Origin of the sequence: Mycobacterium sp. TY815 (assembly GCF_030755135.1) — a bacterium.
Classification (GTDB): domain Bacteria; phylum Actinomycetota; class Actinomycetes; order Mycobacteriales; family Mycobacteriaceae; genus Mycobacterium.
Map to the genome: position 1 here is coordinate 1 of NZ_JAUFRX010000010.1, position 22,279 is coordinate 22,279.

Annotated in this window: 20 protein-coding genes and 2 pseudogenes; 5 read left to right on the forward strand and 17 right to left on the reverse strand. The window is 64.6% G+C overall.

Translation table 11 applies throughout. The features are described 5' to 3' along the window. Positions 1-35: 35 nt before the first annotated feature. Positions 36-1,061 (reverse strand): hypothetical protein, encoded by a 1,026-nt coding sequence (locus QXK92_RS33570; RefSeq protein WP_306249047.1) that lies wholly within the window; start codon positions 1,059-1,061, stop codon positions 36-38. 216 nt (positions 1,062-1,277) lie between these two features. Between QXK92_RS33570 and QXK92_RS33575 the strand changes: the two are divergent. After that, a pseudogene (locus QXK92_RS33575) lies at positions 1,278-2,508 on the forward strand (IS256 family transposase). On the opposite strand, the gene QXK92_RS33580 reads toward QXK92_RS33575, so the two are convergent. The 14 genes and pseudogenes from QXK92_RS33580 to QXK92_RS33645 form a co-directional block, all read right to left on the reverse strand. Beyond that, positions 2,505-3,323, reverse strand: coding sequence for a hypothetical protein (locus QXK92_RS33580; RefSeq protein ID WP_306249049.1), 819 nt, complete (start codon positions 3,321-3,323; stop codon positions 2,505-2,507). The pseudogene QXK92_RS33575 and the gene QXK92_RS33580 overlap by 4 nt on opposite strands. Next, the gene (locus tag QXK92_RS33585; RefSeq protein WP_306249085.1) at positions 3,320-4,348 is read right to left on the reverse strand and encodes a hypothetical protein; all 1,029 of its coding nucleotides are present in this window, start codon (positions 4,346-4,348) and stop codon (positions 3,320-3,322) included. The genes QXK92_RS33580 and QXK92_RS33585 overlap by 4 nt, the downstream gene beginning before the upstream one ends. 36 nt (positions 4,349-4,384) lie before the next feature. After that, positions 4,385-4,837, reverse strand: a pseudogene (locus tag QXK92_RS33590) (site-specific integrase); the annotation flags it as partial. Continuing rightward, positions 4,764-6,389 (reverse strand): glycosyltransferase family 39 protein, encoded by a 1,626-nt coding sequence (locus QXK92_RS33595; RefSeq protein ID WP_306249051.1) that lies wholly within the window; start codon positions 6,387-6,389, stop codon positions 4,764-4,766. The gene QXK92_RS33595 and the pseudogene QXK92_RS33590, both read right to left, overlap by 74 nt. A gap of 4 nt (positions 6,390-6,393) precedes the next feature. Further along, positions 6,394-8,157, reverse strand: a complete 1,764-nt coding sequence (locus tag QXK92_RS33600) for a hypothetical protein (RefSeq protein ID WP_306249053.1) — start codon at positions 8,155-8,157, stop codon at positions 6,394-6,396. 152 nt (positions 8,158-8,309) lie between these two features. Then, complete coding sequence (locus tag QXK92_RS33605) at positions 8,310-9,536, reverse strand: glycosyltransferase family 2 protein (protein WP_306249055.1); 1,227 nt, start codon at positions 9,534-9,536, stop codon at positions 8,310-8,312. Positions 9,537-9,816: 280 nt separating this feature from the next. Further along, positions 9,817-11,067, reverse strand: a complete 1,251-nt coding sequence (locus QXK92_RS33610; protein ID WP_306249057.1) for a hypothetical protein — start codon at positions 11,065-11,067, stop codon at positions 9,817-9,819. Positions 11,068-11,995: 928 nt separating this feature from the next. Continuing rightward, entirely contained in the window at positions 11,996-14,935 is a 2,940-nt protein-coding gene (gene mobF / locus QXK92_RS33615) for a MobF family relaxase (protein ID WP_306249083.1), read from the reverse strand. Positions 14,936-15,292: 357 nt separating this feature from the next. Beyond that, positions 15,293-16,519 (reverse strand): rep protein, encoded by a 1,227-nt coding sequence (locus tag QXK92_RS33620; protein ID WP_306249059.1) that lies wholly within the window; start codon positions 16,517-16,519, stop codon positions 15,293-15,295. Between the two features lie 263 nt (positions 16,520-16,782). Continuing rightward, positions 16,783-16,953 carry a toxin-antitoxin system gene (locus QXK92_RS33625; protein ID WP_306249063.1) on the reverse strand — a complete coding sequence of 57 codons (171 nt, stop codon included), beginning with the start codon at positions 16,951-16,953 and terminating at the stop codon, positions 16,783-16,785. 307 nt (positions 16,954-17,260) lie between these two features. Further along, positions 17,261-17,785, reverse strand: a complete 525-nt coding sequence (locus tag QXK92_RS33630; protein ID WP_306249065.1) for a hypothetical protein — start codon at positions 17,783-17,785, stop codon at positions 17,261-17,263. Between the two features lie 305 nt (positions 17,786-18,090). Further along, complete coding sequence (locus QXK92_RS33635; protein WP_306249067.1) at positions 18,091-18,405, reverse strand: hypothetical protein; 315 nt, start codon at positions 18,403-18,405, stop codon at positions 18,091-18,093. Positions 18,406-18,499: 94 nt separating this feature from the next. After that, the gene (locus QXK92_RS33640) at positions 18,500-18,811 is read right to left on the reverse strand and encodes a hypothetical protein (RefSeq protein WP_306249069.1); all 312 of its coding nucleotides are present in this window, start codon (positions 18,809-18,811) and stop codon (positions 18,500-18,502) included. After that, the gene (locus tag QXK92_RS33645) at positions 18,808-19,590 is read right to left on the reverse strand and encodes a ParA family protein (RefSeq protein ID WP_306249071.1); all 783 of its coding nucleotides are present in this window, start codon (positions 19,588-19,590) and stop codon (positions 18,808-18,810) included. Before QXK92_RS33645 ends, QXK92_RS33640 begins: the two co-directional genes overlap by 4 nt. 181 nt (positions 19,591-19,771) lie before the next feature. Between QXK92_RS33645 and QXK92_RS33650 the strand changes: the two genes are divergently transcribed. Together QXK92_RS33650 and brnA are read left to right on the forward strand one after the other, a co-directional pair. After that, positions 19,772-20,035 carry a BrnT family toxin gene (locus QXK92_RS33650; RefSeq protein WP_306249073.1) on the forward strand — a complete coding sequence of 88 codons (264 nt, stop codon included), beginning with the start codon at positions 19,772-19,774 and terminating at the stop codon, positions 20,033-20,035. Then, positions 20,025-20,261, forward strand: coding sequence for a type II toxin-antitoxin system BrnA family antitoxin (brnA, locus tag QXK92_RS33655; RefSeq protein WP_083045605.1), 237 nt, complete (start codon positions 20,025-20,027; stop codon positions 20,259-20,261). The genes QXK92_RS33650 and brnA overlap by 11 nt, the downstream gene beginning before the upstream one ends. A gap of 44 nt (positions 20,262-20,305) precedes the next feature. Here the strand turns inward: brnA and QXK92_RS33660 are convergent, their stop codons facing one another. Next, complete coding sequence (locus QXK92_RS33660; RefSeq protein WP_306249077.1) at positions 20,306-20,611, reverse strand: hypothetical protein; 306 nt, start codon at positions 20,609-20,611, stop codon at positions 20,306-20,308. 66 nt (positions 20,612-20,677) lie between these two features. Between QXK92_RS33660 and QXK92_RS33665 the strand changes: the two genes are divergently transcribed. Both QXK92_RS33665 and QXK92_RS33670 read left to right on the forward strand, forming a co-directional pair. Continuing rightward, positions 20,678-21,259, forward strand: coding sequence for a hypothetical protein (locus QXK92_RS33665; protein ID WP_306249079.1), 582 nt, complete (start codon positions 20,678-20,680; stop codon positions 21,257-21,259). A gap of 4 nt (positions 21,260-21,263) precedes the next feature. Next, the gene (locus tag QXK92_RS33670; protein WP_083045590.1) at positions 21,264-21,602 is read left to right on the forward strand and encodes a DUF3024 domain-containing protein; all 339 of its coding nucleotides are present in this window, start codon (positions 21,264-21,266) and stop codon (positions 21,600-21,602) included. Between the two features lie 13 nt (positions 21,603-21,615). Here the strand turns inward: QXK92_RS33670 and QXK92_RS33675 are convergent, their stop codons facing one another. Beyond that, complete coding sequence (locus QXK92_RS33675; protein WP_306249081.1) at positions 21,616-22,197, reverse strand: recombinase family protein; 582 nt, start codon at positions 22,195-22,197, stop codon at positions 21,616-21,618. Positions 22,198-22,279: the final 82 nt, after the last annotated feature.

Sequence of the window (22,279 nt, forward strand, 5' to 3'; positions counted from 1 at the left end):
CATCTTCTCGTGCACAGCCGAATTGGCCATTGCTGTCATGCGTCCAGGCTCCTGCTCAGAAGCTGCTCGACAAGGGTGCGGTCGGCGTCAGTGGCCGATTGCCGGGCTGCGGCGATCTCCGCAGCGGTCGCGTTACTGCGCAGCACGGTGGTTAGCCGCCCGTAGTGCTCGGCGTAGCTGAGCTGCCATCGGTTCTCGGGGACGAGGGTGGCGACGTTGTCCAGAGCATCGTGCAAGGCCACCAGCCGGGGCAGGTGTGCGGGTGTGACGACGGAGTTCGGGCACGCCAGGCAGGTGAGAAAGGACGCCGGGCACGGGTCGCCGGCTGCGTCGGCGAACGGGCTGGCGTGGAAATCGGTGCAGGAGCAGGTCGGTGTGTCGAGCTGGCCGGCGAGGATGAGGTTCAGCGTCACCACGGAAACACCGAGCTTGGAAGCCGCCGGCTTAGGGTCCCGGCGGGCTTCGGCGACCTCGGCCGCGGTCAGTGTGCGCACCGAGACGGTGGCTTGAGCGTGGTCGAGCGCGTCCTGCTGGCCCCCGATAATCGTCTCTGCGGCGATGTCGGGAGCACTGCTGTCGCGGTGGCGGTAGACATCCTCACTGACCGAGTCGCTGTTCTGGCGGGCACGCTGGTTGAGGACCTGTTCGGACAGCCGCAGCCGACGCAGGGAGACGCTGAGCGGCGAGCCGTCATCAGCCAACAGTCCGAAGGGCTCCATGGTGCGTTCACCGATTCCGGCGAAAATCCAGTCCGAACGAAAGGGTCCACCCTTGACCATGTTCTTGAAACGGTGGGCGATCAGGAGCCTGTCGCTGGGCGTTCCCAGCACCTGCAGGGTGTCTCGGCAGGGCTGGGTGATCCGCACTGCGGTGTCCCACAGCTTGCCTGCCTCCCCGGTGAGAATTTCCGCGCTGTGGCGCTTGGATCCGCGGCGTGGCTTGTCGACCTCCACCGTGTGGACGGACTCCTCGGTGACCGGGTCTGATGAGGTGAACGAGTCGGCGGTGAGGTTGTTCATGACCGACAGGTTGAACCCGCGCTCGCAGGTCAACAAGACCATGAGGCAATAGATTTCGAGAATCGAGGGGAAGAGCGCTTGCGCGGGGTTTGTCACTCCCTGCAGGGGTAAGTCCCCTGGTGTGGTGGGGTTTCGGAATCCGGTGTCGTCGGTGCCGGACCTATTGCTGGGTGTGTCGCTGACGCTGTTGGGGTGGGCCATCGCGTAGTGGTCAGTGGGTTACCTACCAAGTGACTCACGACAAGGACACACGACGCGATGACCCATGACCATTCTGCCTTGCTCGCCCAGCTTGATGCGCTGAAGTCGGCTGATGCCGGGGCGGTGTTCGCCGAGCTGATCCGGGCTGCAGGCGCTGATCGAGGCTGAGGCTACCGCCGTGATCGGCGCCGGCCGCTACCAGCGCAGGGGCGAGCGCACGGTGCACCGCAACGGGCACCGACCCAAGACGGTGTCGACCACCTCGGGTGATATCGAGGTGCAGATCCCCAAGCTGCGGGCCGGGTCGTTCTTCCCCTCGCTGCTGGAGCGGCGTCGCCGCATCGACAAAGCGTTGCACGCGGTGATCATGGAGGCCTACGTCCACGGCGTGTCCACCCGCAGCGTGGACGACCTGGTGGCCGCGATGGGCGTCGAAACCGGGATCTCCAAGTCCGAGGTGTCGCGGATCTGCGCCGGCCTCGATAAGGAGATCGAGGCGTTCCGTACCCGCAGCTTGGCCCACACCGAGTTCCCGTACGTGTTCTGCGATGCCACCTTCTGCAAGGTCCGCATCGGAGCGCACGTGGTCTCTCAGGCCCTGGTGGTGGCTACCGGGGTGTCCATCGACGGCACCCGCGAGGTGCTGGGCACCGCGGTCGGTGACAGTGAGTCCTACGAGTTCTGGCGCGAGTTCCTGGCGTCGCTGAAAGCCCGTGGCCTGACCGGGGTGCATCTAGTCATCTCCGACGCCCACGCTGGGCTCAAAGCCGCTGTGGCACAACAGTTCACCAATTCTTCGTGGCAGCGGTGCCGGGTGCATTTCATGCGCAACCTGCACACCGCGGTCTCGGCCAAACACGCCCCGGCGGTGACTGCGGCGGTCAAGACGATCTTCGCTCACACCGACCCCATCGAGGTCGCTGATCAATGGGATCGCGTCACCGACACCCTGGCCTCCAGCTTCCCGAAGGTGGCCGCCATGATGGGTGAGGCGAAGACCGACGTACTGGCGTTCACCGCGTTCCCCACGGCGCACTGGCAGAAGATCTGGTCGAACAATCCGATCGAACGGCTCAACAAGGAGATCAAGCGCCGCGCCGACGTCGTGGAAATCTTCCCCAACCCGGCGGCGTTCCTGCGTCTGGCGACCGCAGTAGTCATCGAAGCTCACGACGAGTGGCAGGTCACCCGCCGCTACCTCTCCGATGTCTCCATGGATGAACTACGGAAGGTCCTCGCCGCCAAACACGCCGCTGCAGCGCTTGCCAAACAACACCAAATCGCCTAGCGTTCAACATGACTCGCTGATCGCAACGCGTGAACCACGCCAGATCCGAAGTCCACCACTCCCTGGGACGCTATCCCCTGCAGGTCGAAGGCGCACTTACTCACCGCTTTCCGAGCGACATGCATTGCGGGCATTGCTCCGTGGCGCGATAGGTACTCCAGCAGAGACCCCGATGTCCAGCGCACCCCGCGTCGATCTGAGGCGACGAAGACGCCGGGTTCGCCTGTCTCATGGAACCGGTTCAGAGCCTGCAGATTGTTGGCGATCCGCACCGAAGCCTTCCGAACCTGCGCTTTCGCCGCGGTTTGAATACGAGTGAACTCAGCCCGGCTGTAAGCATCGTTCTCCGGCAGGCGCTTTCGGGGTTTGGATGCCTTCGCGCGTAGAGCGCGACGGGTCGTGTCCGGAAGCTTCGGCGACTCGGCAAGAAGGCAGCGGGCGAGATTGACCGACCCAGGCCACCGCGACGCCTCCTCTCGAGATTTCCGCCACGCCCACCAGACCTCTGGGGAGATGTCAGCGACCGAACCCACCTCGGGATACTCAGCGGTCAAGTACAGAACGAGCTGACGGGCCATACTCGCCGCGGCCTCGGCCGTCATCCGGGTCCGCCACCGCCCGCCGGGCGACGAACCCGCAACGACCGCCTCGACCAAATCGTCGATCAAGCTGGCCGGGCCGGCCAGCTCGGTGAAGTCGAAACTCCACGACCCGCCGTCCTCGTCAGTGAACGTGACGATCCGCAGGGATTCGTCGAGGGGCGCAGGCCGGGAATACCGACCCTGCGGGAGAGCAGCGGCTGTTCGTGAACTCACGGGTTCTCCTCGACATCAATGACTTTCGCCGAGGCTTGAGCCACTCGACTCATCAGGTCAGTGATCGACGACTCCTCTAGGTCGTCGTCGTTGAGGAACAACTCGACCTGCAGGCCAGAGACCGGCTCCAGGTAGCACTGGCGGGTGGTCTCCAAGTTTGCGTGACCCAGCAGCGTCTGCACCAACACCCACGGATCACCGAAGATGAGCCGGAACTCACGGCGTTCCTCGGGGGTGATGCCCATGCGCCGATCGTGGGCATAGATGAGGGTCATCAGCATTCGCAACGCGAAGGAATGACGCAGCATGTGCGGATGGCAGCCGAGATCAACGCCAAATTCGGTACACCGCCGGCTCGCGTCTGCGAAGACCGCTTGCCACGTCCGATACGGCAGTGGCATACCAGCCTCGGAGAGCCACACCATCCACGGCTGCAACCCGTCCTGCCCCTCGATGAAGAACCTCATGCGGTCTGCTGAGGTGAGTTCGTCCAGCGGGGTGACCTTCTGTTCACCGCTACGGCTCCGGTAGTGGACACGACGCGATCGGTCGATCTTCTCGACAATCTTGATGTCAGGGAGGTTGTCGTAACGGCGACCTCGTTGAGCTCGCCGGACGGCGGCGGCCCTCTCGGTAATGACGTAGTTGTCGATCAGCTTCAGCGCTCGACCATGCATCCAATAGTCGCGGCCGCGGCCCTTCGCTACAGCCTTCGCCAATCGGCCCCGGGCGTAACGTGTCTCGATCTCACACTCGGGAAGCTCATCGAGGAGCAACGTGCCTCCCTCGCGGAGACGCAAGCCGCTCGACCACAGCGTCTCGGAGAACGCCAGGTTACGGCCGTCGTTACGGCCCCGCCACGAAGCGTCCCGAGTGCCGTCGGCTAAGTAGCCGCCGAGGCCAACATCGCGCCACCGGCGATAAGCCCTCGGCGTCAGCCACTTCAGCCGAACCGAGCGCACAGCCTTGGGGCGAAGCGCTGGCACCCAGGCGGTCTCGCCGGAGGGCAGTTCGCGTTCCCGCATCGCGACCGGCGAAGACCTCACCACCCCGCGGCGCTGCTGCCATCCGTAAAACTTCCCGATCGCCGCGAGTTCGCGGGAGAACTTCGACGAGGAGATCCGCCGAGGATTAGCGCCATCGCGACGCCGCCAATGCTCGAAGTCCTCCAGATCCGACTCCGTAGCAGCCCGCCAGTCCACGCCCTGCCCGGACAGAAACGTCAGAAACAGCCGAAGATCCAGGGCGTAAGAGTGCCGCGATCCGGTAGCCAGTGCATGGAACGACGTTGAGCGGAAGAACTCCAAGACATCGACGTCAGGCAATCCACCTGGGCCAAGAAGGAACGGCTGACCCGAACGGATACCAACAGCCTCTTCGCGGGCGGCTAAGTCCTCAAACTGGTTGAGCAGACTGGATCCAGGGTCTTTGCTGGACCTGCTACGCGGCTCTGCCCAGCACAGTCGCCAACCGGTCTCGACCTCGTGTTGTCCCACAGCAACAGACGCTGCCACAACACACCGACATTTTACGGAACGGCGGGTTGGTCACGAGGATGTATTGGACACCGTGGTCCCACGGGCGGTTCAGGGCGGCAGTGAAGTCGTAGTCGCTGGTGATCACGAACTGTTTGGGGTTGTCAGAGGCCAGCCAGACCCCCCAGGTCATGAACGTATCCATCAGCACCGACCCTTCCGGCAGGTGCTTTCGGTCCAGATAGTCGGCCATCAGACGGGAATCGTTGCCAATCCGGCGATACCACTGCTCGTCGGGGGGATAACGCAGCGGATCGATAAGCGAATTGATACCGAGCATCACCTGATTGCTGTCATCGTTAAGTATCGACCTCGTCGTCACCGGGATCCCGACGAACAACGAGGCGCACAGCAGTGCGGCACCCAGCTTGCTGGGAAGCGTGTCGAGCCGCCACTTATCGACCGGCCGCGCGGTCGGCCTCCAGCACACCAAGGCGACGACGATGGCCAGGGGAATCGCCAATATGTAGAACCGAAACCAGCCGAACGTCGTCCCGCTGTATTGGCCCCACGAGGCAAAGGCCAGCACGGCACCGAAGGTGACTACCGGCACCAGGGCGTCGGCCGCCTTGGTCAGCGCACAACGCGCAACAGCCAGTATGACGGCGATCCCGACGAATGGCTGCATGGCGAACAACCGCTCGGCTATCACCCACCAATCAGCGTCGTGTGCGAGGCCGCCGCGTGCGCGGGCCACCGCGACTTGACTGGTGTTGCCGTACTGCGACGACATGGTCGCAAACAATTCACCGTTGACTATCCATCCGGTGAGCGCCCAGGCGAGGAACGCCGTCGCGATCGGGAAGACCACGATCGTTACGCTGAGCACCGCAGAGTGCGTCCGCGCCTGTCGCGGTGAGCGGATAAAAGCAACGACGGCGACCAACACGGCCGCACCGCAGGCGGCGGGGACCATTTCGTAGCGCACCAGGTAGCCGACGCCCAACGCGATTCCGGCCCAGGCCAAATCACCAACGCGTTGCGAATCTACCCACAGCAATAAGTAGCGCACACACCACAAGACGCAGAAAATCTCCGCGGCTTCGCTCATGCCTATGCCGCCGTAGACGACGATCACCGGGTTGAGAGCGAAGCAGCCGACCGCGGCCCAACGCCAGAGACGGCCCGCGCCACGGTCGATCGCGATTTGGCGAACCAGTAACGCCGAGCCGGCCATGAACACCGCGCTCTGGAACACCCCGGTCAGCCCATGGGTTTTGAGTTCCGGGCACCATCGGCTCAGCGGCAGTATCGGGATCTGGACGAGGCTGGGCAACGGATTCCACACAAAGCCGATCGCCGACAGATGGGGATCCCTGCTCATCAGGGTGAAGCCGGCGTTGGCCACCCGGCTGATACCGTCCCCTTCGAAAATGTTGTAACGCAAGATCAAAACTGCGCCGCCCACGAAATAGCCCGCCGACAACAGCACGAAGAGTGTGACGGGGCGCCACCGGGGCCGACGCGGCACCGGCTGCTCTTCAGCTACCTGCCCTGGAGGTGGCGCGGCAGTACCGACCGCAACGGTCACGGGCCTACCCCTTGGGGCGTCGCCGTCGGATGATCAGCACCCACACCACCGCCAAGACAGCTGCCACGCCCACCGCAATCGTGAACCACGTCCACCATTTCCACCCCTCGCTGGCGGGTTGGGCTGCCAACGATCCGCCGGCGCGCACGGTGAGGTTGACGGTGGTGCCGGCGGCTCCTGTGGCGACCACGTCGCCGCTAAGTGAGGACCATCGGCCCTCCAACCCGCGGATGTAGTCAAGGCTGCGGTCCATTAATGCCCGGTCACCGGAGTACTCGACGGCAAGCACCATACGGCCGTTGTGGGAGAAGGCCTCGATGACCCCGAGCGGGCCGTTGCGGTCGATGCCGGTGACTGGACTACCGTTGACGTCAACGGCATCCGCGCCAGTCGTGACCAGCGGGGGACGCATCCCTGCTTGCGTCAACTTGTCACCTGCTGCGACTACGAGCAGGCCGGTCCCCCGCTTAGCCGCCTCGTCGAGGCTGGTCACAGTGGGAGCCAGCACGACCGTTGATTGCTGTGCCATCAGGTTGATGAGCTGCGCGGCGTATCGGATCTGGTCGGGACGGTCGACTGCGACGTCGAAATCGGGTGTGAATGCCATGGGAAGGACCGAGAATCCGCCGCGGTTGTTGGTACCGGGACTCACGGTGACCGTTGATGCGGGATCAACTGCGAAGGTTATGCGGTCGTAAAGGGCCGCGCATTGTTGGCGCGGGATGTAGCGAATCTCCAGTGCCAAGCCGACATTGGAGGCGATCGCTGCGGGGGGTATATCTGCGGATAGGTTGACTGAACCCGATTGATCCAATGTTCGCGACGCCAGAATGACGGAGCCGGACCGGACCAGCATCGAGGCGTCACCGGTCGTCACCGGGGTGTAGTTGGCGATCAGGTGGATCCTCGCGCGGTCGATCGGCCCGACGGCGAACGCGGCGGCGTCGAAGCCGATATACAGCGTGGTTGTCCCCAGGACCGACGCTTGGGGGGTCATTCCCAGTTCTCCGAACGAGAGGGTCTCGGTCGAATTCGGCACCGTCTGGGTCGCTGATGTCACTGAGGCAGAGGGGGTTTGGGAGAGATCGAACCTGCGGTCGGCGGCGAACAACTCCACCTGTCGCAGCAGATCGGGCCCCCGGCCGGAGATCGCCAGCACCGCGGCGGGGCTACCGGGGTTTTCGACGACGAATCCGGGCTGATCGCCGTCTCGGATCGAGATCGTTCGCTGTGTCCCTGGTGCCCCGGCCGCAGCGGGTGCAGCGGGTGCAGGTGAGGTGTCGACATCGATGCGAACCGGCATCGGCCGGTATAGGTGGGTGAGTTTCGCGACCAGCGCGAGCGCGGCCTGTTGCTGGTCGCGGGTGGGATTCGGGCCGACCTGGATCGTGATCTGGTCGAGGTATCCGGGCAGGAAGTCGGCCACGGTGCGCGGACTTGGTGAGTGGCCGGAATAGGTCGTGGCCAGTTGGCTCAATGTCACCGCGGGCCCCTGCACACAGCTGTCGGTGTGTGCGGTGTTGTCGCGGATGACAAAGCTCAGCTTTGCGATATCGGCGGAGACTTCCGCTGCGGAGATGTCCACAACGAAGGGCACTGCCGCGACGTCTGCAGGTATCGCAATGCTGCCGAGCAGCATTCCCCGCGCATCCAGGACATCGATTCGCCCGGTTGCATTGACGACCGAGCCGACCACTCCGGTCAACACCGTGGGTGAGATACCGTGCGGCACCGGCACGCTGACGTCGGTGGATTGATTCGATCCCACCAGATCGACGCGGCTCGATAGCCCCAGCTGACTCCAACTAATCGCGACCTTGGCGCCGTTGTCGGCTCGGGTGACGGGCGCGGACGCTAGCGCGAGAATCGCAACGGCTGCGGTTGCGGCGATAACACAACAGAGCTGGCGCACAACTGTATTCACAGGTGTCCATCACGTTGACTCGACGCCAGTGTTTTGGGATCGGATGTTCCTGTCGGCGAAGGGCTTTCAGCCAGGCCATGGATCGTTTTCTCCCAGAAGGACGGCCGGACCATCAGCTGGTAGATCGCCTTGATGGCGGCCACTGACTGCAGCAGCCAGTACAGCGGGGCCAGCAGCGCCGCCCACCACAGGTGCGGCTTTCCCAGCGTGGCGGTGACGATGAGGCCGACAAAGACCGACACCGGCGTGCCGATGAGGAACAGCACCAGACAGCTGTAGTAGGTGATCGGTGGGAACAGGTCGCTGACGATGGCCGACCGGCCGGTCACCCAGAGCAGCATGGCAAACCAGAACCCCAGGTTGATCGCGTTGCTTAGCGGGATGCCGCCAGTCATGTTGATGAGCCGCAGGACCGCTTTCGTGCCGATTTCTCGTCGCAGCCGGGCGGGATGGCGCAGGTGCACGATCATCGTTTGCAGGTAGCCCTTGTACCAGCGGGACCGCTGCCGGATCCAGTTCATGACATCGGAATTAGCTTCTTCGAGAGTTACCGAGTCCAGGATCAGCGTGCGGTAGCCGTGCCGCGCCAACCGCACTCCGAGGTCGGCGTCCTCGGTGACGTTGAATTCGTCCCAGCCGCCGACGCGCCGCCAGATGTCTGTCCGGATGTGGTTGGACGTGCCGCCGAGGAGGACCACACAGCCCGAAGCGCCCACGGCCGGCAGCACCACGTCGAACCACTCGTCGTACTCCAGCGTGAACCAGCGGGTGAGCAGGTTCTGTGTCCCGTTGAAGTAGCTGAGCCGACTCTGCAGACAGCCAACCTCGGAGGGCACCCGCCCGAACGCCGCCACCGCCTTACGTAACTGGAGTGGGTCAGGGATGTCCTCGGCGTCGTAGATGGTCATGAGCTCGCCCCGCAAACCGGGCAGTGACATCCCGTAGTTACACGCCTTGGGCTTCGTCTTGGGCTGGCTGTCCGGGACAATCACCACCTGCACCAACCGCAGCGGAAGACCCAGCAGCGCGTCCTGGGTGTCGATATCGTCCTCTTCGACGAGCAGCAGAACCTCGAGCTTGTCGGCGGGATAGTCGAGCTGGCCCACCCCGTTGATCAGGTTCTCGACGATGGACGGCTCGTCGTAGACCGGCAACAGCACGGTGTAGACCGGTAACTGGTCGTCCGGGATGGCCAGTGCCTCGGCATTACTGACCGTGACCATCGCCGGCGACTGAAGCCCCTTGAGTAGCAGCCAGTTGCGGTCGCCGGCGACTGAAGCCCCTTGAGTAGCAGCCAGTTGCGGTCCACGGTAGATGCCACGTACAACAGCACGACAATGGTGCTGAGCAGCGCGGGCAGGTAGGCGGGCAGCATCGCTATCAGTGCGGCCACCGCCGCCAGCGCAGCCACGAGTCGGATGAGCGATTTACGGGCCAGAATTGTGCGCGCCGAGAAGTGGGGATGCAAAACAGGTCGGTGCCAATGTAGATGCGAATCAGGCATCAGCCGGTGGCCCCCGCCGCGGCCAGCACCCGGCGCACCACCTCGTCGGCGCGCTCGACGACAGGTGCATCCACGTCGCCGACCATTTCGGGCTGCACCCGGGCGGCCCACAGCGCGGGTTTGATGATCGTGTCAGCCAGCGATGGTGGTTGCGGTGCAGGCGGTCTTGTCGGCGACGTCACCGACTGGTTGACGACGACGGTGACCTGCTGGTAGCCGGCTGGCGTCCGCCAGATCCAGGTGACCGCATACCACTGCGGTGAAGAGTCGGTGGTGGCCGCGTCGGCATTGCTGTGTACGATCCTGGCCGTGGCGGGCAGCGCAGAGCCCGCCACGGGTCGCTCGTAGTTGGCCGGTCGGTCCGAGGGATACCAGACCATGTCCGAAAAGTCTTGCAGTGCACCGTAATTAGTGCTGGTCATGACGTCGACGACGGCCGTAGGCGCGCCGTCGACGGCGGGAGCGTCGAACCGGGTCAACGTTGCGCCGGCGCCCAGCCAGCGGGTGATGAACGGAAAAGACGTCGCACTGCCCAGCCCGGCACGTTCGACCCAGTCGCTTTGCCCGACCCGTGGCGGTGCGGGGCTGGCCGCAGCGGGCGGGTGCAACACCAGCAGGCCCACCGCGGCCACAACCAGAATGGCCAGGGTCAGCGGTGACCGTCGCGGCAGCGTCGGGCGTCCGGAATATGCAGCCTCGGGTATCGGGCTCAAACGGTACTTCGCGGTGGTGGCCAACACGGGGACTACACCCGCCGCGATGAGCACCGTGAAAAGTAGACTGGCCCGACCGTCGAGCACGATCACGATCGTGACAGCCACCGTCAGGCAGGATGCAGCGGCCAGCAGTCGCCACCGCATAGTGCGGCCGGACAAGAACACCGCGACCGCACCCATAACGGCAGCCAGCAGGGCCGCGGCAGTATCCGATCCACCGAGCTTGGCGACGACAAACAGATACGGCACCGGTGTCTCCGAACACAAGGCGAACAACCACAGCACCCACATCCGCCCGACGTGCCGCGCACCGAACATCATCACCGCGCAACAGAAGCTCCAGATCACCATGCCGATGGACTCCAGGTGCAGCAGCCCGGCAAACGTTGGCACCCGGTTGAACGTCATGTGGATGGCGGTAAGCCCGAAGACGCCGACAAGTGCGGCGATGATCCAGTCTGATTCGGTGTCGCAGACCCCGCGCGGGGCGATCTGGTAGCCCGCAGCGATCACCACGGCCAGCACCGGAACCACGAGCAGATAAGCAGTATGCGAGCCGGCGAGTGTGCCGGCGAAATCCGCGGAAAAGAGACGACGGTGAGAACAAGGACAGCGGCCACCCTCGGCCAAAAACCCATACGGATGATTGAGGCGGCCCCGGTGGGCGCGATCGGTGCCGCCAATACGGCGCTTGAATGTTCTACACCGTGGACGCCCAGATCGGTCATCAGTACTTCCCCGTTAAGACAGCCCCTGACCACCCCAGACAGCAGTCGCTAAAGCCCATCAAAATGGCCCCAAGCGACACCGACAGCTACCTACTGCGGTACAAAGCCACACACAATCACGCCGAACTTCCGCGCGCAGACCGAGATCTAGTTAACTCTAGGAGTATTACGAATCCAATCCGTAGTGTGTCCGTGTGAGACATCTCATATCCATCTGATAGCGTCCCCAGCCTTGGCTGGGGTGGTCATTACCAGCACGGTAGGGACAACGTCGGCACCCCGGTAGTTGCCCGAGACCCCAACTCACAGAGACTGTGGTCCTTATTTGGATGCGCCGTGGGTACGGCGCATTCGACGGGGCCGGGCGCGCGCATTTGTTGCGCAACAACGAACATTCTTCGCGCGAAGTCCCTCGGCGAGCTCAATGCTGTTCTATCCGGTAGCGGTTCATCCTTCGGGTTGCTGTCAGGCGTCGGCGCGTCCTGTTACGGCACTGGCATCGCCCAATGTTCGACGATCTCGCCTTCATCGACGCGGATCATCTCCAACGCGAAACCAACAGAATCACCTGTATCACTTTGGCTTAATCGAAGAGCGGGTGGCGACCGTGTCGCCGTCGCTAATGCGCTGACCCACCGTGGTGGTGAGCCCTTGGGAACCACACGCGAGGTGCGTCCATTCGCCACAACCCCCCGGTGTCCCGCGCGGGCGCGCCCGCCCGAAGGGCGGAGTGGTTAGAGGCTGAGGTCATAGCCGTGTTCCTGTTCTCGGCTTTGACTTCGGTCGAGGCCTAGGTCTCGGTCTAGTGCCCGATCACGTTGTGCGCGTTGGGTTTTCTGATAGGTGTTGCGGCGTTGGGTGAGCGTGCGTTGGTGCTCGGCGACCAGCGAAGCGACCCGATCGGGCAGGAGCTGAGCGGGGGTGTCAGCTGCGATCTGGTGTGCGGTGTGGGCGGGGTCGTCGCGGCCGATGACTTGGCGTAGCGCTCGGGCGGCGTCGGTGGGGGTGCCGCGGCGGGCCATATGCACTCCCTGCACCCCTTCGGCGCCGGCCAGGTCGTGGCTGTGGGTGTGGTCGGTTTCAGCGGGGTCGCGTTGGTAGAGGTAGGCGTGATTGGAGGCGCGGCCACGGGTCAGTGCAACGTAGGCCAGGTTGCGGCTAGCAGTCTCAGCCAGCACCGTGTGGGTAGTGTCGGCGGTGACGCCCTGGGCGGCGTGCACGGTGACCGCATGCCCAAGCTGCACCTGCTCGCGCAGGTAGTCCCGGTCGAAGACGGCCCATGCGCCGTCGCCGATGCGGCGGACGGCGATGCGGGGCGCCTCGGCGGTGTCGTCGACAGCGACGACGCGCCAGCGTTGCCCGTTACGCACCGGTGCGTCGGTCAGGGTCTCGGTGCGGTCGTCCGCCTCGTAGACGGTGATGGTCGGGTCGTTACGCCGGGTGATCACCACATCCCCGGTGGCGATGTGGTGGCCACGGGCCCCGGTCACCGTCGCGGTGTCCCTGCCAGCGGCAGTGCGCTCGGCGACGGTGTGGTCGTGAACCCGGCGATTCAACGCATCGCAGATTTCGACGGTATCGGCCAGTAGCAGGGTGTCTTTCCCCGCGGTGAGATCCGCACGGTGGGCAGCGAAGGCGTCGGCGGCCATGGTGACTTGATCTCCGCACGCGAGCCGCTGGTGGTCGCGGTACCAGTTGATTGCGCGGCGCACCGGCGCGGGCCCGCCGTCGCGTAGGGCCAGGGAGGCGGCCCGCTCGGCAGGATCGCGCATGCGCCAGACTTCGGAGAGGCGTTGGGTCCAGGGCAATTCGTCGCAGAGTTGGGCGAACATTCCGCCGCGGGCTTTGACCGGTTCGAGTTGGTGGGCGTCGCCGACGAGGACAGTTTTGGTCCCGGACTCGGTGGTGTGGGTGAGCAGGTGGCGCCAGTGGTCGGTGCCGACCATGCCGGCCTCATCCACCACGACCACGTCAAAAGGGCCCAACTGCAACCGGCCGTCCTCGAGGCGGGCCAAGGCGCTGTGCATCGTGTAGCCCTCGCTGGCCGCACCTTCCGCTATGGCGACGTCGACGGCTTTTCCGGTCGGAGCGAGCACGATCATTCGCGCTTTCGCGCGGCGTTCGACGATGCTGCGCAAGGCCCGCATCGAGGTGGTCTTGCCCGCGCCGGCCGGCGCGCTCAGCGGCACCACCAACTGAGGAGTGGCGGCGATCGCAGTGACCACCTGATGCTGCTGATCGGACAGGCCCAACGCGGCGGCGGTGTGCTCGGGACGCACCCAGGCCATCGCCCGCATGTTGGTGGCATCGACGAGGTCGAACACGCGGCGTTCCTCGGCCAGGATCAGGTCCACGGTGTAGCGCGCGGATCCTTCGCGCTGATGCGCCAGCGGCGGCCCGGTCAGCCGCATCCCGACCGTATCCACCGCCGCTTCGATGAGCTGACGCGGCAACCCCACACCCGCGCCAGCACTGCCGCCACCGCTGTCGGGACCGGCCGCATCAGCGCTCATGAGCGGCAGTTGGGCGCCGATCACTTCGACCAGATCCGCGCGGGTTAACGCGGCTTTGTCGGCGCGAGCAGCCATCGCCGCCACCGCGCGCCGATCCACCACTGGCCTCCCGCGCGACAGGCGCGCCGCAGCATCACGCGCCGCCTGCTCGCGCGCGGCGCGGGCTTCGCGTTGCGCGGTCCGCGACACTGCCAAGCCACGGCTGTCGGCGCGCCATTGTGCGCGCAGTTCCGGCCACGACACCGACTCGGGTTTCCGCGGCCGCGTCGCCTTCTGCGCGGCAGCTAACTGCGCCTGCGACAAGTCCTCGGCGGTGTCCACGACGGTCAAATTCGATGCTGCCCACTGCCGCAACTGGGTGCTCCTCTGCGACCAGGCGATGATGGTTGCGGGGTCGATTCCGGCGATCTCTGCCATCCCCGTCGCGGAGTCGACTGGCCCCCACTCGATCCCGGTGAGGCGGTGCAGTTCGTACCGCAGGGTGGCCTGATAAATGATCCCCGCGGCGCGGGCTTCATGAAACAGCGACGTGCCGTCAATCGACACCAGCCGCCCATCGGCGCGGGCCTGCCGGTTGGGCACCAGCACGTGGGTGTGCAGGTGCGGATCCCCCGCCCGGGAGGTCTCATGCTGGTAGGCCGCCGCCACCAAACCCGGCAATTTCACCAAGTCTTTTTCGCCCGTCACCGGGTTGTGTACGCGGGTGTAACCGGCATGGGCGGCCAGATATTCGAGCGCTTCACCGATCGCGGTCTGGTGTGCTGCCGAGACCGCTTTGTCGATCACCTCATCGCCGAACACCCGCACCAACGACACACTTTTGGGCGCACAAAACGTCAAATCAAACCCGTGCACCCCACTCTTGCCGTGCGCACGCCCACACTCCCCGCTTGGGGCGACACCGTCATCGAGCCAGCGCGCCACCACCTCCGGATCAGCATCCCCACCCGCACGCTCACCATCGTCCAAACCGACCAACTCGGCGGCCATGCGCGCGTCCCCAGCGCATGCCCATACCGGGGTGCGGGTGTCGCGTTCGGCGTAATACTCCGCCAACCCCCCATTAGCCCGTTGACGGTCCCCGATCGCGTCACCGACCGCACGGGCGGTGTCGTTGTAATAGTTCACCGACCACAACGACAACTTCGCCACCGTCAACACCACAACCACCCCACTACCGCGATCCGGGGCGCCCGCCGACCCGCCAGGGAAGACGAACCGACGGACGCCACCACCAGCCTCGCACACCTTGTGCAAATGTGCCACTTGATTTCTGAGGTGGTAAAGAAAGTAGCTGGATGGAGGGTAGACGAGGTGGGGAGGAAAGCAGCCGAAGGCTGCTAGAGACAGTAGCGAAGCTGCTGTAAGAGCCAGGGAGACGACGGTGGGGAAGAGTCGACTACCGGAATGTGTGAAGCGGCGGGCTGCGCCTGCGAGCATAACTGGTGGCGACACGCGCACGGAGCTGGGCTAACTAATGTTGCGTTGCCGGCTGAAGCCCGAACATGCCTAGGTGCACTAATTACTGCTCTTGGGTCTCGCGCGGACAGCCCGTGGGAGCGGCGTGGTGTGTCGGGCTGTGGTGTGGTTGTCGCGTCTGGCGGAGGCGGTGGCGTAGTCGTGAGGGTGCGTGGTGGCGCGGTGGTGGGCGCGCTCGCGCAGCACTCGGCGGATCTCGTGTTGGGCGGCGACGATCCGGGCTCGCGAGGCGTCGGTGAGCGGCACGGGTGGCGGCGTGTGGTCGATGCTGGCGGCGGCGGAGCCGCCGGCCTTTGTTGGTGACTGTTCGGGAGATGACCAGTTCAGCCGTCGTAATCGGCTGGACAGGAAGGCACCGGGGTTGGCGATGTGGTCGGGCCAGGTCCATCCGTGAGCGCGCATGTCGGCGTTGAGGGCGGCGGTGATGGCGCGGGCGGTCCACACCGTGGGGTCGATGCCGGCGGTGGTGATCGCATCGCAGATGGCGCCGATGTGAGCGCGGTCCAGGCCGTGGGTACCGGCGACGAGAGTGGCGGCAAGACGTTGGGTGGTCAGTGGCCGCGGCGTGGACCGCCGGGGCGGGCACACTGCACGGGTTTTGAATCCCTTTCCTGAATCTCGCTGCGCGGGCGCGCTTGCGCGCCCGCTTGGTGAGTACCTCCCTACGGGAGAAAAAGAACTAACACCGCCTGACGGCGGTAGGTGGAAATCGTGCACAGGTTCATGCACAGGACGACGCTGTGCCGGGCGGGGGTCGCGGCGGGGTACCAGGTGGTACACCGAGGGTCGGCGCCCGACGCTGGGGGTTCCTGGTGAGCCGTGCCCGCGTTGGGCCTCGATGGCCCATTGGGAAGCCCGTAGGACCCGCCAGGCGGCGGTTACGGTGCGCACGTCACAGCCCACCCGGGCGGCGATCGTGGCGCGGGTGACGGCGACGTGGCGGCCGGTGGCGTGATCGGCGTGCTCGGCCATCACCGCCGCGATCGACACCAGCGTGGCCGCGGTGATCGACACCCGCTGCTCCGCGCACAACTGGCCCAGGGCCGGCGACTGCGCCCAGCGTTGGAGACCGTCGAGCCAACTGCTGCGGCTGGTCCACATCGGCGCTCGCGGCGCACACGCCCCAGCGCGCTCGACCCAGCCGCGGCGGCGTTCGTTCGCGAGCGCGCGCAGGACATGCGGTGTGGGTGCGATAGCGGCGCCCAGCGGCGACGGCCGTGTACTGCTGACCCGAGGTGATCGGGTGTTGAGGAGGTCACGATTCACGCACCGACCGCGCGGCATATCTAGTACGCCGGGCAGGCATGCGCTACCGTGAGACTTGCCTTTCAGAGCAAAGTCCCTTCGGGGAACGGGTGCGGAGAACCCTGAACCGAGTTCGCAGCTCGGTTTGAATCTCCAGACGTGGCCCCGCCTTAGGCGGGGCCTTCGTCAATTCAGCGGGGTTTCCGCACGCCAGCTATTTAGATGTCGCATCTGCCAGAGGCTCGCCGGTCAGACAAAGGTTTGAGACCCCTGGCGTCATGTCGTCACATCGCCAGCGGCAGAACCTCCTTGTCGAGTTCGCGCACGAGCTCGGGGTGGCCGGCTTGGATGGCCAGAAGGTCAGCCACGTATTGCGAGACAGACATGTCTCGCGCGGCGGCCTGCTGCTTGATCTTTTCGGAAACGAGACGCTCCGGGCGGGTTAGCAGTTCCACGCGGTCGCCTTTACGGGGTCGAGGCATGTCTCGAAGCCTGTCAGCAAGATCGCGGTATCTGATACAGGACACGCCGTCGCCCGTGATGTTTTTGTGACAGGTGTGGTTTTGTCGTCCAGCAGACCGGAGCCGAGGCCACTCGGCGGCGCGGCTCGGTGAAGAGGTCGCTGTTGTCTTAGATTGGTGTCTTAGATTGTCTTAAATTGGTGTACGTTTACAGGTGCCTGTTGCGTTGAGCTTCAGGAAGTGAGCCCGAGACCCGGCCGGACGACCGTGGCGCTCGGGCTTTGCGCTTTCTCGGGCCTAGTCAGACGTCGCGGGTGGCCGTGACCGCTGGCGCGATCAGAGTGCGCCAGGGACCGCCTTTCGCCCAGCACCAGGCGATCGCGTCGGGGACGGCGAGCAGGGCCTCGGCGTGGGAGCGTTGGTGCTGGTAGCGCAGGGTGTCGCGACAGCCGGCGGCGCGGGTGTATTCGATGAGTTTCTGGTTGTCGAACTTCACCATGGTTTCGTCCTCGTCGAAGATGATGCGCGCCTCGCCCAGGCCGGCGTGGTCGTCAACGAGGGCTTGTAGACACGCAGATCGGCGTTGACGTTCGTTACGGTGGTGAGGCCCTGCGCGGTAGACGGTGGCTTGCACACCGGCATCGACGAAAGCTTGAGCGATAGTGCGCTTGCGGCCGTCTTTCTCGTCCTTCATGTGCAGGTAGCGCTGCCCGGGCAGAAGCAGACCGCGCACCGTCTGACGTAGCGCGGTGAGATCCGTCGAGACGTGGACGCTGGCAACGAGCAGATAGTCGCGCTGCTTGGTCTCATCGACGTAGATGTGCATGGGCAAAAACGGTAACGACCTACCGTGCAGCGCCTAGGCGTGAACGGCCGCTACCAGCATGTTTACGGAAAGCGCATTGATTTTCAGCCACAAAACTACAGGGGCAGGATCATCCTGCTCCTCGTACTGGCCGCTTCTGCGTGGTGGAGGGTGGCTGTCAAGGCTCGACCGTGGTCCGACCGCGCAGCGGCATGTTGGCCTTGACAGCCACCCTCCACCACGATCACCACAATGTGCGGCGAGGAAGGGGCGCACGCATCAGGACGTTCGGTCTGATGATCAGCCGGGAGCTTCCCGGATGATTTTTATGGCTCGAAGTGCGAACGGAAGCCTTCGAGCCAGTCCGCGCGTGCAAAGCCGTTGAGATCGGCCGGAACCCACAGTTCGGCGTCGGCGGGACCGGCCGCATCGCCGCTAGCCACCCGCTCCTGGGCTTCGAGGTAGCCGGCCACGTGCATGTCATCGTGCTGCGAAAAGACGGCTTGCATCTGGGTGAGGTTCGTCTTGAAGTCTTGGTAGGCGGCGCGGCGTTCGTCGTCGGTGGCGTAATCGTCGCCGTATCTGTCTAGCCATGCCGCCCAGTGCTCGGCGGTACCCGGTTGCGGCGTATTCGCTTCCATTTCCCCTACGGTATGACGGGCGTCTGACATGCGGGTTCCTTTGTGACCTGTTTGCCCAGCTTAGAACGCTTGCTAGCGGTGCTAGCATGACTAGCTAGCAGCCGTGTTGGGTGAGGTAGGCGTCGAGCGCCTGGTCAGTAATGGACGCGATGCTGATGGTGCGGTCGCCGGTTTCGTAGCGGAGTTTGTCGACGGCTTTTCCGAGGCGGCTTTTGGTTGAGGGCCGGATTCTGACGTTGTGCTGTTCGGTCAGTCGCTCGGCCACTCCCCCGGCCGGCGGCGCCGGCTCTTGCAGTGGCGCCGGTTGTGCGGCCTGAGTGGCGGCAAGGACGGCGGTCCTGTCGGGTAGGGCGTCGGCCGGGTGGCTGGTGGTGCGGGTGATGGCGGGTTTGCGTGTGGTGCTCATGCGGGCGCTCCGATAGTGATGCCGAGTTCGTCGAGTAGGTCGTCGTAGGCGACTTGCAGGCTGAGTGCTCGGCCACCTTTGAATTGGTGCATGGGTACTTCGGCGCTGTGGGCGTCTTGGCGGGCTCCGAGGTCGGGTATGACGGTGCGAGCCACGAGGTCGCCGTAGGCTTCGCGCAGCTCGCGCTCACGGTCGATGTGCTCGCCTTTGTTCTGTCGGCGAGAAATGATGATCTTGGCCAGCTCTAGGCGTGGGTTAGGTCGTAGTTTGACCTTTTGGACGGTGGTTTCGAGCCTGGTGACGCCTTTGACGGAGTCTTTCGTGGGTTCGGTGATGGCATACACGTTGTCGACGGTGAGCAGGACGGCGAACAGCAGTTTGCCCAGACTGGGCGGGCAGTCGAACAGCACCGCGTCGTAGGGCGAGAGGTCCAGGCCTTCAAAGGCGACATCGAGGCGGAACACAAGATCGGATGCGCCGCTGGATTCGGCATTGGACAGGTCCAGATGGGACGGGATGAGGTCGATACCTTCCCAGTTGGTGGCCACGACGGCATCAATGGCTGATCCGGCTTCGGTGCGGTCCATGAGGTCCGAAGTGGTGAGTTGCCCTTCCTCGGTGTATACACCGAGGCCTTCGGTGGCGTTGGCCTGTGGGTCCATGTCGACAATGAGGGCGCGACCGCCGCGGTGACTGATGGCGCTGGCCAGGCCGAGTGTCGTTGCGGTCTTGCCGACGCCGCCTTTCTGGTTGGCCAAGGCGTGCCGTTTTGGCTGCATAATGTGCATCTTCCGTAGTTGGGCTAGCGACGGTAACTACGATTGCTAGTCTTGCTAGCATAGCGCGGATAGCAACGGTCGCAAGACTAGCTAGCGTTGTGTTGCCTGCGCGTCGAACCCGTCGTCGGCCGGTCGGTGCGTGACCTTTCAAGCGGGAGTAATTACGGTATGATTTTTATACATGTTTGAGTTTGAGTTTGATCCCGCCAAGAGCGCGACAAACCTGGTCAAGCACGGCATCGACTTCACTGCGGCGCAGTCTATTTGGCGGGATACGCACCGCATTGAGGTTCCGGCACGCACGACGGATGAGCCGAGGTGGATGGTGATCGGTCAGATCGACGGCCGATGTTGGTCAGCAGTAGTGACCTACCGAGACGAACACGTCCGGATCATCTCGGCACGTCGCTCCCGGGAAAGCGAGGTGGCGATCTATGAAGGCTAACGAGTTCGACGAGCGGTTCGACGCCGGCGAGGACATGGCCGCCGCTTTGGATATGGCACGAGCGCGGCGGCCCGGCGAGGAACACCGGCGGGTAAACGTCGACTTCCCGGCATGGATGGTCGCCGAACTCGACCGTGAAGCCACCCGGCTCGGAGTCACCCGCCAGTCACTGATCAAGGTCTGGATCGCCGAAAAACTCGACCACGGCGATCACACCGCAGCCTGACCGAATCCCAACGTCATCGTCGCGGCGGCGCGCCCCCTGGGGGATCAGTCCGGCTGTCGTGACGAGGTCTGCTCCCACCAGTTGATGGTTTCACCGTCAGTTGTCATCCGATCGAGGACAGCAGCGATCATCTCGATGTGTGTTCCACCACCGGACCAGCAGAACTTCCACAGCTCACGGGCTGCCCGATGGTAGTGGTGGATCGTCTCGTCGACGGCGTAGGCGTCGACCTCGCCAGCACGGTAGCCGTCGATCAGGACCGCGACGTAGTCGATGAGCTCACCCAGCCGTGCCTCGTGATAGCCAGCCACGGCTTCCCTGGCGGCCCGGCGTTCGGCCTTCGATCCCACAGCGCGACGATACCCACCATCCACGCCGTCTCCTTTCGCTGGCCACGGCCGGTACAGTTCTGCGGAATGTTGGTCAGCGACCTGAACCATTTCCTGGACTTGCCTGACGACGTCCCCGCTCCCGCGGGCCGCCTAGCGCAGCACTTCGGCAACATCGTGCGGGCGGCCACCGCCGGGGACCGTGTCGGTGATCGATGGACGAGCGCGCTGCCGTGTCGGCGGCGACCGGCCCACCGACCCTGTCCGGGGCGGATCGCCATCGTGCGGTGCGACCCGCCGGCACCCATCCAGTGGCGGTGCAGCGTATGCGCCGACGAGGGAGTCATCAGCAACTGGGAAGACTCGCCCTATGACCTGCGGCGACGGCGGCTCACCGCAGTCGGTACGGTCAACGAGGTCATCATCGCCGATGAGGTGGCCGCCGCACTGCGCGAGCTGCTATTGCTCGACCCCGACTGTGAACGGCTGGTCTTCGGCATGCGTGCCTACCGCAACGGCGGCGCTGTCCTACACGCCAGCAATGACGATCTTGAGGAACTGATCGAGTTCGTGGCCGCCGAAGCCAACCACGAATCTAACCGGCGCCGCCAGCGTCGCCTCGACGTCGCCTTCGACGCGCTCAATACCGCAGCCCAGACCCGCTGGTGACGTGGTGGCGTTGCCGGAACTGGATGTCGCGCGCGTGCAGCGGTGGTGTGCAGCACGGGTGCCCGAGCACGCACGCCATCAAGTGCGCGTCGAATGCGACATCGCCCCAAGACATCTCACGATCGTCGAGCGGCGGGCGCCCTGGCGCGAGGATTACGGACCGCAATGGAGCAGTTTTCCGATCGCACGTCTCCGTTACACCGCTGCCGAGAAGATGTGGACGTTGTACTGGCGCGACCGCAACCTGCGCTTTCACATCTACGACGTGGTAGCGGCCTCGCCAAGCATTGAAGACTTGCTCACCGAAATCGACCGCGACCCGACCGGCATCTTTTGGGGCTAACTCCCCAAGGCCGTTATTGCGGTGCAGCAGGCAGTGGGGACGAGAGGTAACGGTATGCCGTTGCCCGCCCAATCCCGAAGGCGCAGGCCAGCTCTCGGACGGGTTCACCGGTAGCGGCCAAACGGCGTAACTGCTGTTGGCGATCAGCGCTGAGTTTGTATGGCTTGGTGGCCGGCAAGCTCCTGGCACGCCGGGATTCGCGCGCAGCGGCCCGCCGCTCGCGGCCAAGTTCGAGTTCCAGTTCAGCCAAAGTGGCCATGATCGCGGCCACAGCGCGGCCGGTGGGGGTGGCGGTGTCGATCCCTTCGCGTAAGGCGCGCAATAGGATTCGCCGTTCACCAAAGCTAGCGATGGTGCGAGTGACTTCAGCAACGGACCGGCCCAGCCGGTCGATGGCGGCCACAACCACGATGTCGCCCTCGCGAGCGTAGTCGAGCAGCGCCGCCAGGCCGGGGCGCTCGGTTTTGGCTGATCCGGAGAGTTTGTCGGTGAACACTCGATCGGCAGCAACACCGGCGGAGCGGAGCGCAGTGAGCTGGGCGTCTAGGTCTTGGCCAGCAGTGCTGACCCGTGCATAGCCGAGGATCGCCGTCATGCCATGACTGTCTCACTGGTCACCGACATCGAAGATCTGAGACACGCGGTGTGAGACAAGAAATGAGACACTATGACCTGGG